Raw genomic sequence first — 16,980 nt, forward strand, 5'->3', positions numbered from 1 at the left:
CGGCGTCAGTCCCGCCGCCCCCGGGCCCAGTCGGCCAGCAGCGGCACGCAGCGCTCGGCGAAGTACTCGTAGTCGGCCGGGGTGTTGTAGACGTGGGTGGAGAGCCGGAAGTAGCCGGTGCCGTCGAAGCTGGTGAACGCGGCCTCCACGCCGAACTCGGCGGCCAGACGGTCGCGCAGGGCGTCGGCCTCCAGCCGGGTGCGGCCCAGCCCGGCGGGCAGCGCGACCAGCCGCAGCGCGTTCACCGGCATGCCGACGTCCGCCCGGGCCGGCTCGCCGGTCGCTGCGGTCATCGCCCCGCCGATCAACTCCTCCGCGTAGTCGGCGAGTTCGGCCATGTACCGGCGGGCCTCGGCCCAACCCCACTGCTCCGCGACGAAGTCGAGCGCGGCGGGGGCGGCCAGCGGGCCGGTGGCGTCCAGCGTGCCCTGGCTGTCGAAGCGCTCCGGGAACGGGTCCTCGCCGCCCCAGGAGTCGATCAACGGGTAGAGGGCGTGCCGGAGTTCGCCCCGGGCGACCAGCGCGGCGGTGCCGCGCGGCGCGCAGCCGAACTTGTGCAGGTTGCCGACCCAGGCGTCGCAGTCCGCCCCGGCCAGCGGGTCCTCGTCCAGGCCGGGCACGTGCGCGGCGTCGACCAGCAGCGGGATGCCGCGCTCCCGGGCCGCCCGGCCGATCAGGTCGACCGGCAGGTAGCGGGCGGTGGCGGAGGTGATCCGGTCCAGGACGATCAGCGAGGTCCGCTCCCCGACCCGGTCCAGCACGGCCGCCGCGGCCTCCTCGGGCCCGGCCCCCAGCGGGACGTGCGCGGTGCGCAGCCGCCCGTTCCAGCGCCGGGCCAGCCGGGCGGCGCCCATGCTGACCGCCCCGTAGCCGTGGTCGGTGACCAGCACCTCGCCGCCGTCGCGCGGCGGCAGGCTGCCGTACACGGCGCTCGCCCCGGCGCTGGCGTTCGGCACCAGGGCGGTGAACTCGGCCGGGACGCGCAGGAATTCGGCGATCCGGGAGCGCGCGGCGGCGACCCGCCCGGGCAGTGCGGGGAACCACACCACGGGGGAGCGCTCCATCTCCTCCCGCAGCCGCTGCTGCTCGCGCTGCGCGGCCAGCGGCACCGCCCCGAACGACCCGTGGTTGAGGTGCCGCATCGCCGGGTCCAGCGACCACCCCGCGACGGCGGGCCGCCCGTCCCGCAGCAGCAGCGGCTCCGGCGCGACAGCACTCCCCACGACAGGTCCCTCCGCTCCCGGCCGGCGCACCCGGCCACCTGCGCAGATCCTGCCACAGCCCCCCGCGCCGGGCGGGGCGCCGGGCCTCAGGGGCGGACGGCGCCCATGTACGGCATGGTGTCGATGCCGACGACCTCGACGTTCTTGCCGCTGCGCGGGGCGTGCAGGACCTTGCCGTTGCCGACGTACAGGCCGACGTGGTGCAGGTCGCCGTAGTAGAAGAGCAGGTCGCCGGGCTGGAGGTCGGAGCGGGCGATCCGCTTGCCGGAGTTCCACTGGTCCTGCGACATCCGGGGGAGGCTGACGTCGCCGGCCCGGTAGGCGGAGCGGGTCAGACCGGAGCAGTCGAACATGTCCGGGCCCTGGGAGCCCCAGTGGTAGGGCTTGCCGACCTGGGCGTAGGCGAAGTCGAGGACGGCCTTGGCCCGGCCGGTGGCCGGTCCGCTGTAGCTCTCGCGGGCCGAACCGCGGGACGCCGCCTGCCCGTTGTCGCCGTTGACCTTGGCCCGGTCGGCGGCCTTCAGGCCGGACAGGATGCGGGCGGCCTCGCCCAGCTTGCCCTGAATCTCGGCCTTCCGGCCCGCCAGCGTGCTGTGGGCCTCCTCCAACTCGGCGAGCTTGGCGGCGGTTTCGGCCCGGTCCTGGTCGATCGACTGCTGCAGCCGCAGCGCCGCGCGCAGCGCGTCGCTCTGCTGCCCGGTGGCCAGGCCCTGCAGGTTGGCCTGCTTCAGGTACTCGTCGGGGGAGGAGCTGAACATCAGCTGGACGGTCGGGTCGATGCCGCCGCTGCGGTACTGCTCGGCGGCCAACGCGCCCAGGGTCTCCCGCAGTTCGACGATCTTTCCCTGCTGCCCGGCCAGCCGGTCCTGCAACTTCCCGGCCTCGCCCTGGAGTTGCTTGGAGCGCTCGTCGACCTTGTTGTACTGCTCGGTCGCGGACTCGGCCTCCTCGTAGAGGCGGTCCACCTTGGCCTTGATCTGGTCGAGGTTGCCGACCGGCTCGGCGGAGGCGGAGGTGACCGGCAGCAGGACGGCGGCCCCGGCGACGGTGCCGAGCACGGCGGTCCTGGCGCGGGCGGCGGTCGGGCTGGGCCTTCGGTGCGTTCCCATCGGCTGCGGACACTCCTCAGGTCGGCCACCCGCCGTCCGGGCGATCACTACGACACAACTTAGTAGTCCCGTAGATCACCGGGCAACCCGCTCCCCGCCACTACGATGGGCCCGACCACGGGGGACGCAGGACGGAGCGGGAACGTGCGAAGACTCGGCGACCTGGAGGCGGAGATCATGGACCGCCTGTGGACCTGGAACCGCCCCGCCACCGTCCGCGAGATCGTCGACGACCTCAACCGGTCCCGGCCGCTGGCCTACACCACCGTGATGACGGTCGCCGACATCCTGTACCGCAAGGGCATGCTGCGCCGCGAGAAGTCCGGCCGGGCCTGGAGCTACCGCCCGGCCTGCACCCGCGAGGCGTACAGCGCCGCGCTGATGCGCGACGTGCTCGGCGAGAGCCCCAACCCGACCGGCGCCCTCGCCCACCTGGTCGGGCAGCTCACCCCCGAGGAACTCGCCGCCCTGCGCGCCGCCATCGACTCCGTCGGCGACGCGCACGGCGACGCGCACGGCGACATGACCGGCGACGCGACCGGCCACCCGACCGGCCACCCGAACGGCACCGCCCACGGCCACGACCCCGAGCAACCGGGCAGCTTCTGGTGACCGTCGCGCCCGCCCTGTTCGGCTACGCGGCCCTGGTCGGCCTGCTCGCCCCCCGCGCCCTGGCCCGGGCCCGCTGGCCGCACCGCGCGCCCCGGCTCGCCGTCGCGCTCTGGCAGGGCCTCGCGCTGTCCTTCGTCACCGCGCTGGTGCTGGCGGTGCACCACCTCGCGGCGCCCGGCGTCCACCTGCACCTGCTGCTGACCGGCCGGGTCCACCTCTGCGGCACCGCCCACGGCGCCGGCCTGCCCGCCGGGACGGCCTGGCGGCTGCTGATACCGGCCGCCGCCGCGCTGCTCCCGGCGGCCCGGCTGGCCGGCGCGCTGCTGCGCACCGCCCGGCACCGCCGCCGCCACCGGGCCCTGCTCGACCTGGTCGCCGTCCGCGACCCCGCGCTCGGCGCGCACGTCCTCGACCACCCGGTGCCCGCCGCGTACTGCCTGCCCGGGTGGCGGCCCCGGATCGTGCTCACCCGGGGCGCCCTCGACCTGCTGACCGCCCCGCAACTGGCCGCCGTGCTCGCGCACGAGCGGGCCCACGTCTCCGGCCGCCACCACCTGGCCCGGGCCGCCGCCGACGCCTTCGCCGCGGCCTTCCCGTACCTGCCGCTGGCCCGGCACGCCGCCCGCGAGGTCCCGCTGCTGCTGGAGATGGCCGCCGACGACCGGGCGGTGCGCCGCCACCCGCGCGCCGCGCTGGCCGCCGCCGTGTTCCGGGTGGCCGGCGGCCGCGCCCCGCACCCCGCGTTCGGCGCCGGCGGCACCGCCGCGCTGCTGCGGGTGCGCCGGCTGCTGCACCCGGCCGCCGCCCCGCACCCCGCGCTGTGCGCGGCCGCCGCGCTCACCAGCGCCGGCGCGCCCGTCCTGCCGCTGCTGGTGACCTGCGGCCCGCTCCTGCTCTGAGCGGCCCCGGGGCACGCGCGACCGCCCGCCCCGGACGGACCGGGACGGGCGGCGCGGGACGGGCGGTGCGGGCACGGCCGCGAGGAGCTACGACAGCGGCTGCGGCTTGATCATCGCGAACGGCGCGCCCTGCGGGTCCGCGACCACCGTCATCCGGCCCGCCATCATGTCGAACGGCGGGGCCAGCACGGTGCCGCCGCGCCGGACCAGCGCGTCCACGGTGGAGTCGACGTCGTCGACCGCGAAGTACGTCATCCAGTGCGCGGGGGTGCCGGGCGGGTCGTTGGCCAGCAGCGTGGCGCCGCCGACCGCGCGGCCGCCGACCCGCAGCTCCCAGTACGAGTCGGCGCCGTCCAGCGGCTCGATCTCGATGCCGAACGCCTCGCCGTAGAAGGCGGTGGCGGCCAGGACGTCGCTGGTGTGCAGCTCGTTCCAGGTCAGCGCGCCGGGCTCGTTGACCACCTGGGCGCCGAAGAACTCGCCGGGCTGCCAGACGCCGAACACCGCGCCCTGCGGGTCGGCGGCGACCAGCATCCGGCCGAGGTTCCCGACGTCCGTCGCCGGGACGAGCAGGGTGCCGCCGGCCGCGACGATCGCGTCCTGGGTGGCCTGCGCGTCGGTGCTGGCCAGGTAGCCGGTCCAGACGGTGGGCGGCTCCGGCATGCCCTCGGGCGCCATCGCCGGGCCGATGCCGGCCACGGCCCGGCCGTTCAGCTCGCAGACCGCGTAGCCGCCGAACTCGGCCGGGCCGGGCTGCCCCTGCCAGCCCAGCAGGTCGCGGTAGAAGTCCAGCGCCAGCTGCTGGTCCTTCGCCATCAGGTCGACCCAGCACGGCGTGCCGGTCAGGTACGGGGTGGTGACTTCGGGCATCTCACGCTCTTTCCGGTCGGGACATCCGGGTGCTTCCCCCGCCAGTCACCCTCCCGGTGCGGTCGCCGTTCCGCCACCGGAGCACCGAGGACGGCCCGGCCGTCCGAGGGGTGGAATTCCCCGCGGGCCCGGGCGGGGCCGGGGCAGGATGCCCGGCATCCTGACGGACCGTCACCCCGGAGGTGCCCCGTGGCGCTCACTGCCGACACCCATCCCGCCGTGCTCGCGGCCATCGAGGCCGAGTGCGCGGCGCTCGGCTTCGCGATGTCCTGCGACGCCGCCACCGGGCGGCTGCTGCGCGTCCTGGCGACGGCCCGGCCCGGCGGGCGGCTGCTGGAGCTGGGGACGGGCGCGGGCGCGTCGACGGGCTGGCTGCTGAGCGGGATGGACCCGGCGGCCACCCTGCTGAGCGTCGAGCTGGACCCGGCCCCGGCGGCCGTCGCGGCCCGGGTGCTGGGCGCGGACCCGCGGCTGGAGCTGGTGGTGGGGGACGGCGCGGAGCTGATCGACCGGCTGGCGGGGCAGCGCTTCGACCTGGTGTTCGCGGACACCTGGCCGGGCAAGTTCCACCACCTGGACCAGGCCCTGGACCTGCTGGCCCCGGGCGGCCTGTACCTGGTCGACGACCTGTTCCCGCAGCCGACCTGGCCGGCCGACCACGCGGGCGCGGTGGCGGAGCTGCGCGAGCGCCTGCACGCCGACCCGCGGCTGCACACGGTGGAGCTGGACTGCTCGACCGGCCTGCTGCTGGCCACCCGCCGCCCCGCCTGACCCGACACCCCGCCCCGCCGCCCCGCCCGACCCGGCACCCCGCCCCGCCCGACCCGGCACCCCCGGAGGCCCGGTCCGCCGCTGCGCCGTCCGGGGGAGCGGGGGCGTGGGCACCCGGGCGCCGGGCGCGCCGGTGCCTACGGTGGCGGGCATGTGGCAGGACATGTTCGACGCGGGGATCTCGTACGGCGAGAAGACCGTCCGCACGGTGCTGGTCTACCTGGCGCTGCTGGTGCTGCTGCGGCTGATCGGCAAGCGCGGGCTGGCCCAGCTGAACACCTTCGACCTGGTGGTGATGCTGCTGCTGTCGAACGTGGTGCAGAACGCGGTGATCGGGAACGACAACTCGGTGGCGGGCGGCCTGTACGGGGCGGTGGTGCTGCTGCTGACCGACTGGGTGCTGGTCCGGCAGGCGGCCCGCTGGGACTGGTTCAACCGGCTGCTGGACGGGACGCCGACGGTGCTGGCCCGGGACGGCGCCTACGACCGGCGGACGATCGCCCGGCAGGGCATCCGGGTGGCGGACCTGGACGTGGCGGTCCGGCACCAGGGCGGCGACGCGATCGAGGAGACCTCGCTGATCGTGCTGGAGCCGGGCGGGACGCTGCTGGTGCGGCTGAACGAGGGCGACCAGGTCGCGGACAAGGACGACGTGGCGGCGATCCGGGCCGCGCTGGCCGCGATCGAGGCCCGACTGCCGACCGCCGGGTGACCGTTTTCGACCGATTCAATGGCAGTCGGGACCGAAATTGACGAATCCTTAACGGCGGTCCTGACGGCCGAAATCCCTTCGATTCGATCATCGAAAGGCCCGCTGGCCTGCGGAAATGCGGACAGGGTGAGGGTCGTGCGGCCTGGTTGTCTTAACGCCCCAGGTCAATACGCTCCCGTTCTGTGTTCAACCTCCCCCAGGCGCTCAAGCGCCTCGTGATCGGCCGGGCCATGCGCAGCGAGGAGCTCGGCGAGACGCTGCTGCCCAAGCGGCTGGCGCTGCCGATCTTCGCCTCCGACCCGCTCTCCTCGGTGGCCTACGCGACCGGCGAGATCCTGCTCGTCCTCACCGTCGGCGGCACCGCCTTCCTCTACCTGACGCCGTGGATCGCGCTCGGCGTGGTCGGCCTGATGGCCGTGGTGGTGATGTCCTACCGGCAGGTGGTGCACGCCTACCCGAGCGGCGGCGGCTCCTACGAGGTGGTGTCGCGCAACCTGGGGGCGAACTCCGGGCTGGTGGTGGCCGCCTCGCTGCTGGTCGACTACGTGATGACGGTCGCCGTGTCGGTGGCCTCCGGCGTCGACAACATCATCTCGGCCTTCGGGTCGCTGGCCGAGCACCGGGTGGCGCTGGCGCTGGGCTTCGTGGTGCTGCTGACCGCGATGAACCTGCGCGGCGTCCGGGAGTCCGGCCGGATGTTCGCCGCGCCGACCTACCTGTTCATCGGCGGCATCCTGCTGATGGTGGTCACCGGCCTGGTCCGGCTGGCCTTCGGCGACAGCCCGCAGGCCCCCACCGCGGGCCTCGGCGTCACCGCCGAGCACGGCAAGGACGCCCTGCAGGGCCTCGGCCTGCTGATGCTCGGCCTGCGCGCCTTCGCCTCCGGCTGCACCGCGCTGACCGGCGTCGAGGCGATCTCCAACGGCGTCCCGGCCTTCCGGGCCCCGAAGTCCCGCAACGCGGCCGCCACCATGGCGGTGATGGGCATCACCGCCGTGGTGATGTTCGCCGGCGTCACGCTGCTCGCGCTGACCTCGCACGTGCACTACGTCGAGGACGCCTGCCGGCTGACCGGGCTGGCCGGGGACTGCCACGCGTACACCCAGCAGACCGTGATCGCGCAGCTCGCCGCGACCGTGTTCGGCGGCTCCGACAGCGTGCTGTTCTACTTCATCCAGGCGGTCACCGCGCTGGTGCTGATCCTGGCCGCGAACACCGCCTTCAACGGCTTCCCGCTGCTGGCCTCGATCCTCGCCCAGCACCGCTACCTGCCCCGGCAGATGCACACCCGCGGCGACCGGCTGGCGTTCTCCAACGGCATCCTGGCGCTCGCGCTGGTGGCCGGCGGCCTGCTCTGGTTCTACGGGGCGGACGTCACCAGCCTGATCCACCTCTACATCCTGGGCGTCTTCACCTCCTTCACGCTGTCCCAGATCGGCATGGTCCGGCACTGGAACCGGGCCCTGGCCGAGGAGGCCGACCCGGCGGCGCGGGCCGCCGCGCAGCGCTCCCGGGTGATCAACGGGCTGGGCGCCGTCACCACCGCGCTGGTCCTGGTGATCGTGCTGATCACCAAGTTCACCCAGGGCGCCTGGCTGGCCGTGGTCGCGGCGCTGCTGCTCTGGCTGGCGATGCGCGGCATCCGCCGGCACTACGACGCGGTCGCCGCCGAGCTGGCCGTCGAGGACGCCGCCGCCGAGGGCGCCCGGCCGCGCCGGGTGCACGCGGTGGTGCTGGTCTCCAAGCTGCACAAGCCGACCCTGCGGGCGATCGGCTACGCGCAGGCGTTCCGCCCCGACACGCTGGAGGCCGTCACGGTCGACGTCGAGCCGGAGGCGACCGCCGAGCTGCGCGCCCAGTGGGAGGCGGACGGGCCCGCGGTGCCGCTGCGGGTGCTGGCCTCGCCGTTCCGGGAGATCACCAAGCCGGTGGTGGCGCGGGTGCGGGAGCTGACGTCCGCTCAGCCCGGCGACGCGGTGGCGGTGTTCATCCCCGAGTACGTGGTGGGCCGCTGGTGGGAGAACCTGTTGCACAACCAGTCCGCGCTGTGGCTGAAGAGCCGCCTGCTGTTCACCTCGGGTGTGATGGTCATCTCAGTTCCCTGGCAGCTGAGTTCGGCCGGCCGCGCCGACCGCCCGACCCGCCGGGCCCCCGGCTCGGTCCGCCGCGGCGAGCCCGTCCGGGGCCGCTGAGCGGCCGCCCGCGGCGGCAGGTGAACAGTGGGTGAACTCCAGCTCGGGAACTGGACACCGCCGCGCTGACGGCCCGTCGGACCCGCCGCCGCCCGGCCCGCCGGAACCCGCCCCGCCCGCGCCCCGGCTGACGCCCCGTCCGCCCCGGCGGCCCGGAACCCGACCCCCCGAACGGCCCTCCGGGCCGTCCCGGCACGGGTCGGGTTCCGGCCGTCCACCAGCCCCGACCGGTAAACTTGCCCAGGTTGTCTTGCTATCGACGCCTTCGGTTGACCGCCGGGGAACCCAGGACGAGGACCGTGTTGGCCGTGATGACCGCTCCCGAAACCGCGCTGTTCCGCGCCCGTACGGCGCCCGAGCCGCGCACGCTCGTCGACGTCCTGGCAGCCACCGCCGCCGCCCACCCGCAGGAGCCCGCGCTCGACGACGGGCGCACCGTGCTCAGCTACGCGGCCCTGCTCGGCGAGGTCGAGAAGGTCCGCCGCCACCTGGCGAAGGCCGGGGTCGGGCGCGGCGACCGGGTCGGCATCCGGGTGCCCTCCGGCGGCAACGACCTGTACGTGGCGATCCTGGCCACCCTCGCGGCCGGCGCCGCCTACGTCCCCGTCGACTTCGAGGACCCCGACGAGCGCGCCGAACTGGTCTTCGGCGAGGCCGACGTCAACGCCGTCATCGGCGCCGACCACGTCCTCGACCGGGTCAAGCCCTCCGGCCACGACGCGCAGGCCCCCGAGCCCGGGCACGACGCCTGGATCATCTTCACCTCCGGCTCCACCGGCAAGCCCAAGGGCGTCGCCGTCACCCACCGCAGCGCCGCCGCGTTCGTCGACGCCGAGGCCGCGATGTTCCTCCAGGACGAGCCGATCGGCCCCGGCGACCGGGTGATGGCCGGCCTGTCGGTCGCCTTCGACGCCTCCTGCGAGGAGATGTGGCTGGCCTGGCGGCACGGCGCCTGCCTGGTCCCCGTCCCGCGCGCCCAGGTCCGCTCCGGCGCCGACCTCGGCCCCTGGCTGGCCGAGCAGGAGATCACCGTCATCTCCACCGTCCCCACGCTGGCCGCGCTCTGGCCCGCCGAGGCGCTCGACGAGGTCCGGCTGCTGATCTTCGGCGGCGAGGCGTGCCCGCCCGAACTCGCCGAACGCCTGGTCACCGAGGGCCGCGAGGTCTGGAACACCTACGGCCCCACCGAGGCCACCGTGGTCGCCTGCGGCGCCCTGCTGACCGGGCGGGCCCCGATCCGGATCGGCCTGCCGCTGGACGGCTGGGAACTCGCCGTCGTCGACGAGGCCGGCGAACCCGTCCCGATGGGCGGCAGCGGCCAACTGGTGATCGGCGGCGTCGGCCTGGCCCGCTACCTCGACCCGGAGAAGGACGCCGAGAAGTACGCCCCGCTGGAGTCCCTCGGCTGGGAGCGCGCCTACCGCTCCGGCGACCTGGTCCGCGCCGAGGCCGAGGGCCTGGTCTTCCTCGGTCGCGCCGACGAGCAGATCAAGCTCGGCGGCCGCCGGATCGAACTCGGCGAGGTCGACGCCGCGCTCCAGGCGCTGCCCGCCGTCTCCGGCGCGGCCGCCGCCGTCCGCACCGCCCGCAGCGGCAACCAGCTGCTGGTCGGCTACCTGGTCGCCCAGGACGGCTTCGACCGGGACGCCGCCGTCGCCCGGCTGCGCGCCGAACTGCCCGCCGCCCTCGTCCCGCTGCTCGCCACCGTCGACCACCTGCCCACCCGCACCTCCGGCAAGGTCGACCGGGACGCGCTGCCCTGGCCGCTGCCCGACCTGGAGACCTCCGGGCCCGGCGAGCAGCTCTACGGCACCGAGGCGTGGCTCGCCGAGCAGTGGGCGCAGATCCTCGGCACCCAGGTCCGCTCCGCGGGCGACGACTTCTTCGCGATCGGCGGCGGCTCGCTCGCCGCCGCCCAGCTCACCACCCTGCTGCGCGGCCGCTACCCCGCCGCCTCCGTCCTCGACATCTACCAGCAGCCCACCCTGCGCAAGCTCGCCCGGCTGCTGGAGAAGTCCGCGCAGGCCGGGAGCACGGAGCGGACCGTCGCCCCGACCCCGCGCCGGGCCCAGGCGCTGCAACTGCTGCTGATGCTGCCGCTGGCCACCCTCACCGGCCTGCGCTGGTCGCTGGCGCTCGCCGCGCTCGGCACCGTCCTGCAGCTGGTCGGCGACTACCCGTGGGCGCCCACCGCGCCCTGGTGGCTGCTCGCGCTCGGCGCCGCCGCGCTGTGGTCCGCGCCCGGCCGGCTCGCCCTCGCCGCCGGCGGCGCCCGCCTGCTGCTGCGCGGCGTCGGCCCCGGGAGCTACCCGCGCGGCGGCTCCGTCCACCTGCGGCTGTGGGCCGCCGAACGCCTCGCCGAGGCCACCGGCGCCACCGACCTCTCCGGCTCCTGGCTGATCCGCTACGCCCGCGCCCTCGGCTGCCGGGTCGCCCCCGACGTCGACCTGCACGCGCTGCCGCCCGTCACCGGCCTGCTCCGGCTCGGCAAGGGCTGCGCCGTCGAGAACGAGGTCGACCTGTCCGGCTACTGGCTGGACGGCGACCGGCTGGAGATCGGCGCGCTGCGGATCGGCGCCGGCGCCGTCGTCGGCACCCGCTCGACCCTGCTGCCCGGCGCCAAGATCGGCAAGCGGGCCGAGGTCGCCCCCGGCTCCGGCGTCACCGGCTCCGTCCCCACCGGCCAGCGCTGGGCCGGCGCCCCCGCCGTCAAGACCGGCAAGGCCGACCGGGCCTGGCCCAAGCAGCGCCCGCCGCGCACCACCGGCTGGTCCGCCGTCTACGGCGCCACCGGCCTCGCGATCTCCCTGCTGCCGCTGTTCGCCGCCCTGCCCGGCCTGCTGATCGCCGGGCAGTTCGTCCACCCCGGCGACGACCTGGCCGCCGCCCTGCGCGGCGCGCTGCTCGCCCTCGTCCCCGCCACCCTCTCCTTCGGCCTGGCCTACGCCGGGACGGTGCTGGTCGCCGTCCGACTGCTCTCGCTCGGCCTGGACACCGGCCACCACCCGCTGCACAGCCGCACCGGCTGGCAGGCCTGGACGGTCAGCCAGCTGATGGACCTGGCCCGGGAGACGCTGTTCCCGCTGTACGCCGGACTGATCACCCCGGTCTGGCTGCGGCTGCTCGGCATGCGGATCGGCAAGGGCGCCGAGGTGTCCACCGTGCTCGCGCTGCCCAGCCTCACCAAGGTCGGCGACGGCGCGTTCCTCGCCGACGACACCCTGATCGCCCCCTACGAGCTCGGCGGCGGCTGGCTGCGGATCGGCCGGGCCGAGATCGGCGAGCGGGCCTTCCTCGGCAACTCCGGCATGACCGCGCCCGGCCGGGCCGTCCCCGACCGCGGCCTGGTCGGCGTGCTCTCCGCCACCCCCAAGAAGGCCAAGCGCGGCAGCTCCTACCTGGGCATGCCGCCGGTCAAGCTGCCCCGGGCCGCCGACACCGCCGACCTCGCCCTCACCTACGAGCCCCCCGCCCGGCTGCGCTGGGCCCGCGGCCTCACCGAGCTGGCCCGGATCGTCCCGGTCCTCGCCTCCGCCGCGCTCGCCCTGTTCACCGTCGCCGCGCTCTGCGCGCTCGGGCAGCCGCTGCTCGCCGGCCTCGTCCTGCTGGCCGCCGGGCTGGTCGCCTGCCTGGTCTCGGCCGCCGCCAAGTGGCTGCTGGTCGGCCGGTTCCGGGCCGTCGAGCACCCGCTGTGGTCCGGCTTCGTCTGGCGCAACGAGCTGGCCGACACCTTCACCGAGGTGCTCGCCGTGCCGTGGCTGGTCGGCCGCACCGGCGGCACCCCGCTGATGAACCTGTGGCTGCGCTCGATCGGCGCCCGGATCGGCCGCGGCGTCTGGTGCGAGAGCTACTGGCTGCCCGAGGCCGACCTGGTCACCCTCGGCGACGGCGTCAGCGTCAACCGCGGCTGCGTCCTGCAGACCCACCTCTTCCACGACCGGATCATGAGGCTGGATACTGTGGAGCTCCGCGCGGGCGCCACCCTCGGCCCGGGCGGCATCGTGCTGCCCGGCAGCACCGTCGGCGAACGCTCCACCCTCGGCCCCGCCTCCCTCGTGATGCGCGCCGAGACGGTCCCCGCCGACACCCGCTGGCTCGGCAACCCGATCGAAGCCTGGCAGTAAGCACGTGACCGCCCCCGCGCCAGGAGGAGCACCACCGGTGAGCCCCAAGCAGGCCCCCGCCGCCGACGACCCGTACTTCCCCCGGCACGGCGACCCGCGCTACCGGGCGCACCGGTACGAGATCGCGCTGGACTACCGGCCCGGCCCGAACCGGCTGGCGGCCTCGGCCCGGATCGCCGCCATCGCGGGGGCCGAGCCGCTGCGCGAGTTCACCCTCGACCTGGCGGACTTCCGGATCGGCAAGGTGCTGGTCGACGGGAAGCCCGCGCACTACGCGCACCGCGAGGGCAAGCTGCGGATCAGGCCCGCCAAGGCCCCCGCCGCCGGGGCGGTGTTCACCTGCGAGGTGCACTGGTCCGGCAACCCGCGGCCGGTCCGCAGCCCCTGGGGGGGCCTCGGCTTCGAGGAGATCACCGACGGCGCGCTGGTCGCCTCCCAGCCGATCGGCGCCCCGTCCTGGTTCCCCTGCAACGACCGCCCCGCCGACAAGGCCGCCTACCAGCTGACGGTGACCACCGCCACGCCGTACGCGGTGGTCACCGGCGGCCGGCTGCTCAGCCGCACCACCCGGTCCTCCTCGACCACCTGGGTGTACGAGCAGCCCGCGCCGACCGCCTCCTACCTGGTCGGCCTGGCGATCGCCCCGCTGCGCCGGGTCCAGCTCGCCGAGCTCGCGCCCGGCAACGTCCCGCAGACCGCCTGGGTGCCGCAGCCGCTGCAGGCCGCCTTCGAGTTCGACTTCGGCCGGCAGCCGCAGATGATGCGGATGTTCGAGGAGCTGTTCGGCCCGTACCCGTTCGCCGAGTACACCGTCGCCGTGGTCGACGAGGACCTGGACGTGCCCGTCGAGGCGCAGGGCATGGCCACCTTCGGCCGCAACCACGTCGACGGAAGGCGCGGCTGGGAACGGCTGGTCGCCCACGAACTGGCCCACCAGTGGTTCGGCAACAGCGTCACGATCCGCGACTGGCGGCACATCTGGCTCAACGAGGGCCTGGCCAAGTACAGCGAGTGGCTGTGGTCCGAGCGCACCGGCGGCCCCACCGCCCAGCGCAAGGCCGCCGACGCCCACCTGCAGCTGCGCGGCCTGCCGCAGGACCTCACCGTCGGCGACCCCGGCAAGCGCCACATGTTCGACGACCGGGTCTACGAGCGCGGCGGCCTGACCGTGCACGCGCTGCGCTGCGCGCTCGGCGACCCGGCGTTCTTCCGGTTGCTCCGGGACTGGCCCACCGCCTACCTGCACGGCGTCGTCACCACCGACGACTTCGCCGCGCACGCCGCCCGCTACACCGACCGCCCGCTCGGCCCGCTGCTCGACACCTGGCTCCAGCACGGCGCGCTGCCCGCCCTCCCCGGCCACTGACCGACCCGGACCTGATGTACTGGCCGCAGGGTGCACCGGTGCCGGGGCCGCAACCCGGTCCGCCGCCGGTCGTCCGCCGGTCGTCGAAGTCTTCGGAGGAACGAGGAACATGAGCACGCACTACGACGTCGTCGTCCTGGGCGCCGGCCCCGGCGGCTACACCGCCGCCGTCCGCTCCGCCCAGCTCGGCCTGCGCACCGCCGTGATCGAGGCCAAGTACTGGGGCGGCGTCTGCCTGAACGTCGGCTGCATCCCGTCCAAGGCGCTGCTGCGCAACGCCGAACTGGCGCACACCGTGCTGAACGAGGCCGAGCTGTACGGCATCGAGGTCGACGGCAAGGTGTCCTTCGACTACGGCAAGGCGTTCAGCCGCTCCCGGCAGGTCGCCGACGGCCGGGTCAAGGGCGTCCACTACCTGATGAAGAAGAACGGCATCACCGAGTACGACGGCTGGGGCACCTTCGTCGACGACCACACCCTGCAGGTCGCGCTCACCGCGGGCGGCTACGAGATGGTCACCTTCGACCACTGCGTGATCGCCGCGGGCGCCACCACCCGGCTGCTGCCCGGCACCTCGCTGAGCGAGCGGGTCGTCACCTACGAGGAGCAGATCCTCACCGAGGAGCTGCCCGGCTCGATCGTGATCGCGGGCGCCGGCGCGATCGGCGTCGAGTTCGCGTACGTGCTGCACAACTACGGCGTCGACGTCACCATCGTCGAGTTCCTGGACCGGATGGTGCCGCTGGAGGACGCCGAGGTGTCCGCCGAACTCGCCAAGCAGTACCGCAAGCTGGGCATCAAGGTGCTGCTCGGCACCCGGGTCGACACCATCGACGACTCCGACCCGAACAAGCCGGTGAAGGTCACCGTCACCCGGGACGGCAAGCAGGAGGTGCTGGAGGCCGACAAGGTGCTGCAGGCGATCGGCTTCGTGCCGCGGGTGCAGGGCTACGGCCTGGAGACCACCGGCGTGCAGCTCACCGAGCGCGGCGCGATCGCCGTGGACGGGCGCGGCCGCACCAGCGCCGGGCACATCTTCGCGATCGGCGACGTCACCGCCAAGCTGATGCTGGCGCACGCCGCCGAGGCGATGGCGGTGATCGCCGCCGAGACCATCGCCGGGGCCGAGACCATGGAGATCGACTTCGTGATGGTCCCGCGCGCCACCTACTGCCAGCCGCAGATCGCCTCCTTCGGGTACACCGAGGCGCAGGCCCGCGAGCAGGGGTACGCCGTCAAGGTCGCCAAGTTCCCGTTCACCGCGAACGGCAAGGCGCACGGCATCGGCCACCCCGTCGGCTTCGTCAAGGTGATCTGCGACGAGACCCACGGCGAACTCCTCGGCGCCCACCTGATCGGCCCCGAGGTCACCGAACTGCTGCCGGAGCTGACGCTGGCCCAGCAGTGGGACCTCACGGTGCACGAGGTCGGCCGCAACGTGCACGCCCACCCGACGCTGGGCGAGGCCGTCAAGGAGGCGGTCCACGGCCTGGCCGGCCACATGATCAACATGTAGCCGCGCCGGCGGTCCGGCGGGCGGCACGGCTGTCCGGGTGAGCGGCGCACCCTCCCGGTGGGGGAGTGCGCCGCTCGCGGTATGTCTCCCGTCCCCGAGGACGCAGGAGCCCTGCCCGTGGACACCCCCTACCTGACCGTCGACGAGCGCGCCGAGATCGGCCGCGCCGCCCGCAAGCACGCCCCCCGCTCCACCACCGGGCACTGGCGGCCCGCCGCCGACCGGCCCGACCCGCTGGACGTGCTGCGCGCCCAGGCCGCCGACCGGGTGCCCGAACTGGTGCCGATCCGCACCGGCCGGATGGCCGCCTCCCCGTTCGCCTTCCTGCGCGGCGCCGCCGCCGTGATGGCCGGCGACCTGGCGACCTCCCCCACCAGCGGCCTCACCGTCCAGCTCTGCGGCGACGCCCACCTGGTCAACTTCGGCCTGTTCGGCTCGCCCGAGCGCAGCCTGCTGTTCGACCTCAACGACTTCGACGAGACGCTGCCCGGCCCGTTCGAGTGGGACGTCCAGCGGCTCGCCGCCAGCCTCGCCGTCGCCGCGCAGGAGAACGGCGAGGCCCCGCAGGAGGCCCACCAGGTGGTGCTGGCCGCCGTCCGCGCCTACCGCGAGCACGTCCGCGAACTCGCCGGCCTCGGCGAACTCGCCGTCTGGTACCGGCGGATCGACGCCGACGACCTGCTCGACCGGCTCAAGGGCAAGCCCCGCCGCCGGGTCGGCGCCAACCTGGCCGCCGCCCGCCGCCGCGACAGCCTGCAGGCCGCCGGCAAGCTCACCGAGACCACTGCCACCGGCCGCCGCCGCTTCAAGGACCAGCCCCCGCTGATCGAGCACGTCGGCTTCGACGCCGACGAGGTCCGCGGCCTGCTCGCCGACTACCGGGCCACCCTCCCCGAGGAGCGCGGCCGCCTGCTCGACCGCTACAGCTACGTCGACGCCGCCCGCAAGGTGGTCGGCGTCGGCAGCGTCGGCACCCGCTGCTTCGTCGTCCTGCTGCGCGGCCGGGACGCCGACGACCCGCTGATCCTCCAGGCCAAGGAGGCCGGCGCCTCCGTCCTGGAGCCCTACCTGGAGCCCAGCCGGTACGCCCACCACGGGCAGCGGGTGGTGGCCGGCCAGCTCCTCACCCAGGCCGCCAGCGACATCTTCCTCGGCTGGATGACCGGCCCCGCCGGCCGCCACTTCTACTGGCGCCAGCTCCGCGACATGAAGGGCTCCGCCGAGGTCGGCACCATGACCAGCGCCGCCCTGCGCGCCTACGCCCGGCTCTGCGGCACCGCCCTGGCCCGCGCCCACGCCCGCTCCGGCGACCGGATCGCCATCGCCGCCTACCTCGGCCGCAACGACACCTTCGACCGGGCCGTCGCCGCCTTCGCCCACCACTACGCCACCCTCAACGGCGCGGACCACGCCCGGCTGACCGCCGCGATCGCGGCCGGCGAGGTCCAGGCCGAAACGGCCTGACGGCCGGTCACGGGGCGGCCCCGCGCCGTTCCCGCGGGGTACGGGAAAATTCTCCGAAGTTCTGCGAGTCTCCTGTCGATCCGCGTCGACGCGGTTCGACCTAGGGACGGAAGCGGGCCGGG

11 protein-coding genes and 1 pseudogene are annotated in these 16,980 nt (G+C 74.9%); 9 read left to right on the forward strand and 3 right to left on the reverse strand.

Going from position 1 to position 16,980, the window contains the following annotated elements:
- Positions 1-5 precede the first annotated feature (5 nt).
- Both ACIQBJ_RS06045 and ACIQBJ_RS06050 read right to left on the reverse strand, forming a co-directional pair.
- Entirely contained in the window at positions 6-1,223 is a 1,218-nt protein-coding gene (locus tag ACIQBJ_RS06045) for an aminotransferase class V-fold PLP-dependent enzyme (protein WP_400704261.1), read from the reverse strand.
- A gap of 86 nt (positions 1,224-1,309) precedes the next feature.
- Complete coding sequence (locus tag ACIQBJ_RS06050; protein ID WP_400704264.1) at positions 1,310-2,332, reverse strand: NlpC/P60 family protein; 1,023 nt, start codon at positions 2,330-2,332, stop codon at positions 1,310-1,312.
- A gap of 144 nt (positions 2,333-2,476) precedes the next feature.
- On the opposite strand from ACIQBJ_RS06050, the pseudogene ACIQBJ_RS06055 reads away from it, so the two are divergent.
- A pseudogene (locus tag ACIQBJ_RS06055) lies at positions 2,477-2,827 on the forward strand (BlaI/MecI/CopY family transcriptional regulator); the annotation flags it as partial.
- A gap of 113 nt (positions 2,828-2,940) precedes the next feature.
- Positions 2,941-3,843, forward strand: a complete 903-nt coding sequence (locus ACIQBJ_RS06060; protein ID WP_400704267.1) for a M56 family metallopeptidase — start codon at positions 2,941-2,943, stop codon at positions 3,841-3,843.
- Between the two features lie 87 nt (positions 3,844-3,930).
- Here ACIQBJ_RS06060 and ACIQBJ_RS06065 read toward each other — a convergent pair whose 3' ends face one another.
- Positions 3,931-4,713, reverse strand: a complete 783-nt coding sequence (locus ACIQBJ_RS06065; RefSeq protein ID WP_400704270.1) for a VOC family protein — start codon at positions 4,711-4,713, stop codon at positions 3,931-3,933.
- A 189-nt stretch (positions 4,714-4,902) separates the two neighbouring features.
- Here ACIQBJ_RS06065 and ACIQBJ_RS06070 point away from each other — a divergent pair, with 189 nt between their 5' ends.
- The 7 genes from ACIQBJ_RS06070 to ACIQBJ_RS06100 all read left to right on the forward strand — a co-directional run bounded on the left by ACIQBJ_RS06070 (position 4,903) and on the right by ACIQBJ_RS06100 (position 16,858).
- Positions 4,903-5,484, forward strand: coding sequence for an O-methyltransferase (locus ACIQBJ_RS06070; protein WP_400704273.1), 582 nt, complete (start codon positions 4,903-4,905; stop codon positions 5,482-5,484).
- Between the two features lie 151 nt (positions 5,485-5,635).
- On the forward strand, positions 5,636-6,196 hold the full coding sequence (locus ACIQBJ_RS06075) for a DUF421 domain-containing protein (protein ID WP_400704276.1): 561 nt from the start codon (positions 5,636-5,638) through the stop codon (positions 6,194-6,196).
- Positions 6,197-6,426: 230 nt separating this feature from the next.
- The gene (locus tag ACIQBJ_RS06080) at positions 6,427-8,388 is read left to right on the forward strand and encodes an APC family permease (RefSeq protein WP_400705808.1); all 1,962 of its coding nucleotides are present in this window, start codon (positions 6,427-6,429) and stop codon (positions 8,386-8,388) included.
- Positions 8,389-8,699: 311 nt separating this feature from the next.
- On the forward strand, positions 8,700-12,512 hold the full coding sequence (locus ACIQBJ_RS06085; RefSeq protein ID WP_400704279.1) for a Pls/PosA family non-ribosomal peptide synthetase: 3,813 nt from the start codon (positions 8,700-8,702) through the stop codon (positions 12,510-12,512).
- 37 nt (positions 12,513-12,549) lie between these two features.
- On the forward strand, positions 12,550-13,878 hold the full coding sequence (locus tag ACIQBJ_RS06090) for a M1 family metallopeptidase (RefSeq protein ID WP_400704282.1): 1,329 nt from the start codon (positions 12,550-12,552) through the stop codon (positions 13,876-13,878).
- Positions 13,879-13,987: 109 nt separating this feature from the next.
- Positions 13,988-15,394, forward strand: coding sequence for a dihydrolipoyl dehydrogenase (lpdA, locus tag ACIQBJ_RS06095; RefSeq protein WP_400704285.1), 1,407 nt, complete (start codon positions 13,988-13,990; stop codon positions 15,392-15,394).
- 81 nt (positions 15,395-15,475) lie between these two features.
- Positions 15,476-16,858, forward strand: coding sequence for a DUF2252 domain-containing protein (locus ACIQBJ_RS06100; RefSeq protein ID WP_400704288.1), 1,383 nt, complete (start codon positions 15,476-15,478; stop codon positions 16,856-16,858).
- The last annotated feature ends 122 nt before the right edge of the window (positions 16,859-16,980 follow it).

The organism is Kitasatospora sp. NPDC088391, assembly GCF_044753345.1.
Classification (GTDB): domain Bacteria; phylum Actinomycetota; class Actinomycetes; order Streptomycetales; family Streptomycetaceae; genus Kitasatospora.

What these genes read in the sequence shown, in the direction of transcription:
- ACIQBJ_RS06050 (WP_400704264.1), bottom strand. Translation starts at nt 2,332, where the DNA reads ATGGGAACGCACCGAAGGCCCAGCCCGACCGCCGCCCGCGCCAGGACC.
- ACIQBJ_RS06065 (WP_400704270.1), bottom strand. Translation starts at nt 4,713, where the DNA reads ATGCCCGAAGTCACCACCCCGTACCTGACCGGCACGCCGTGCTGGGTC.
- ACIQBJ_RS06075 (WP_400704276.1), top strand. Translation starts at nt 5,636, where the DNA reads ATGTGGCAGGACATGTTCGACGCGGGGATCTCGTACGGCGAGAAGACC.
- ACIQBJ_RS06080 (WP_400705808.1), top strand. Translation starts at nt 6,427, where the DNA reads ATGCGCAGCGAGGAGCTCGGCGAGACGCTGCTGCCCAAGCGGCTGGCG.
- ACIQBJ_RS06085 (WP_400704279.1), top strand. Translation starts at nt 8,700, where the DNA reads ATGACCGCTCCCGAAACCGCGCTGTTCCGCGCCCGTACGGCGCCCGAG.
- lpdA (WP_400704285.1), top strand. Translation starts at nt 13,988, where the DNA reads ATGAGCACGCACTACGACGTCGTCGTCCTGGGCGCCGGCCCCGGCGGC.
- ACIQBJ_RS06100 (WP_400704288.1), top strand. Translation starts at nt 15,476, where the DNA reads ATGTCTCCCGTCCCCGAGGACGCAGGAGCCCTGCCCGTGGACACCCCC.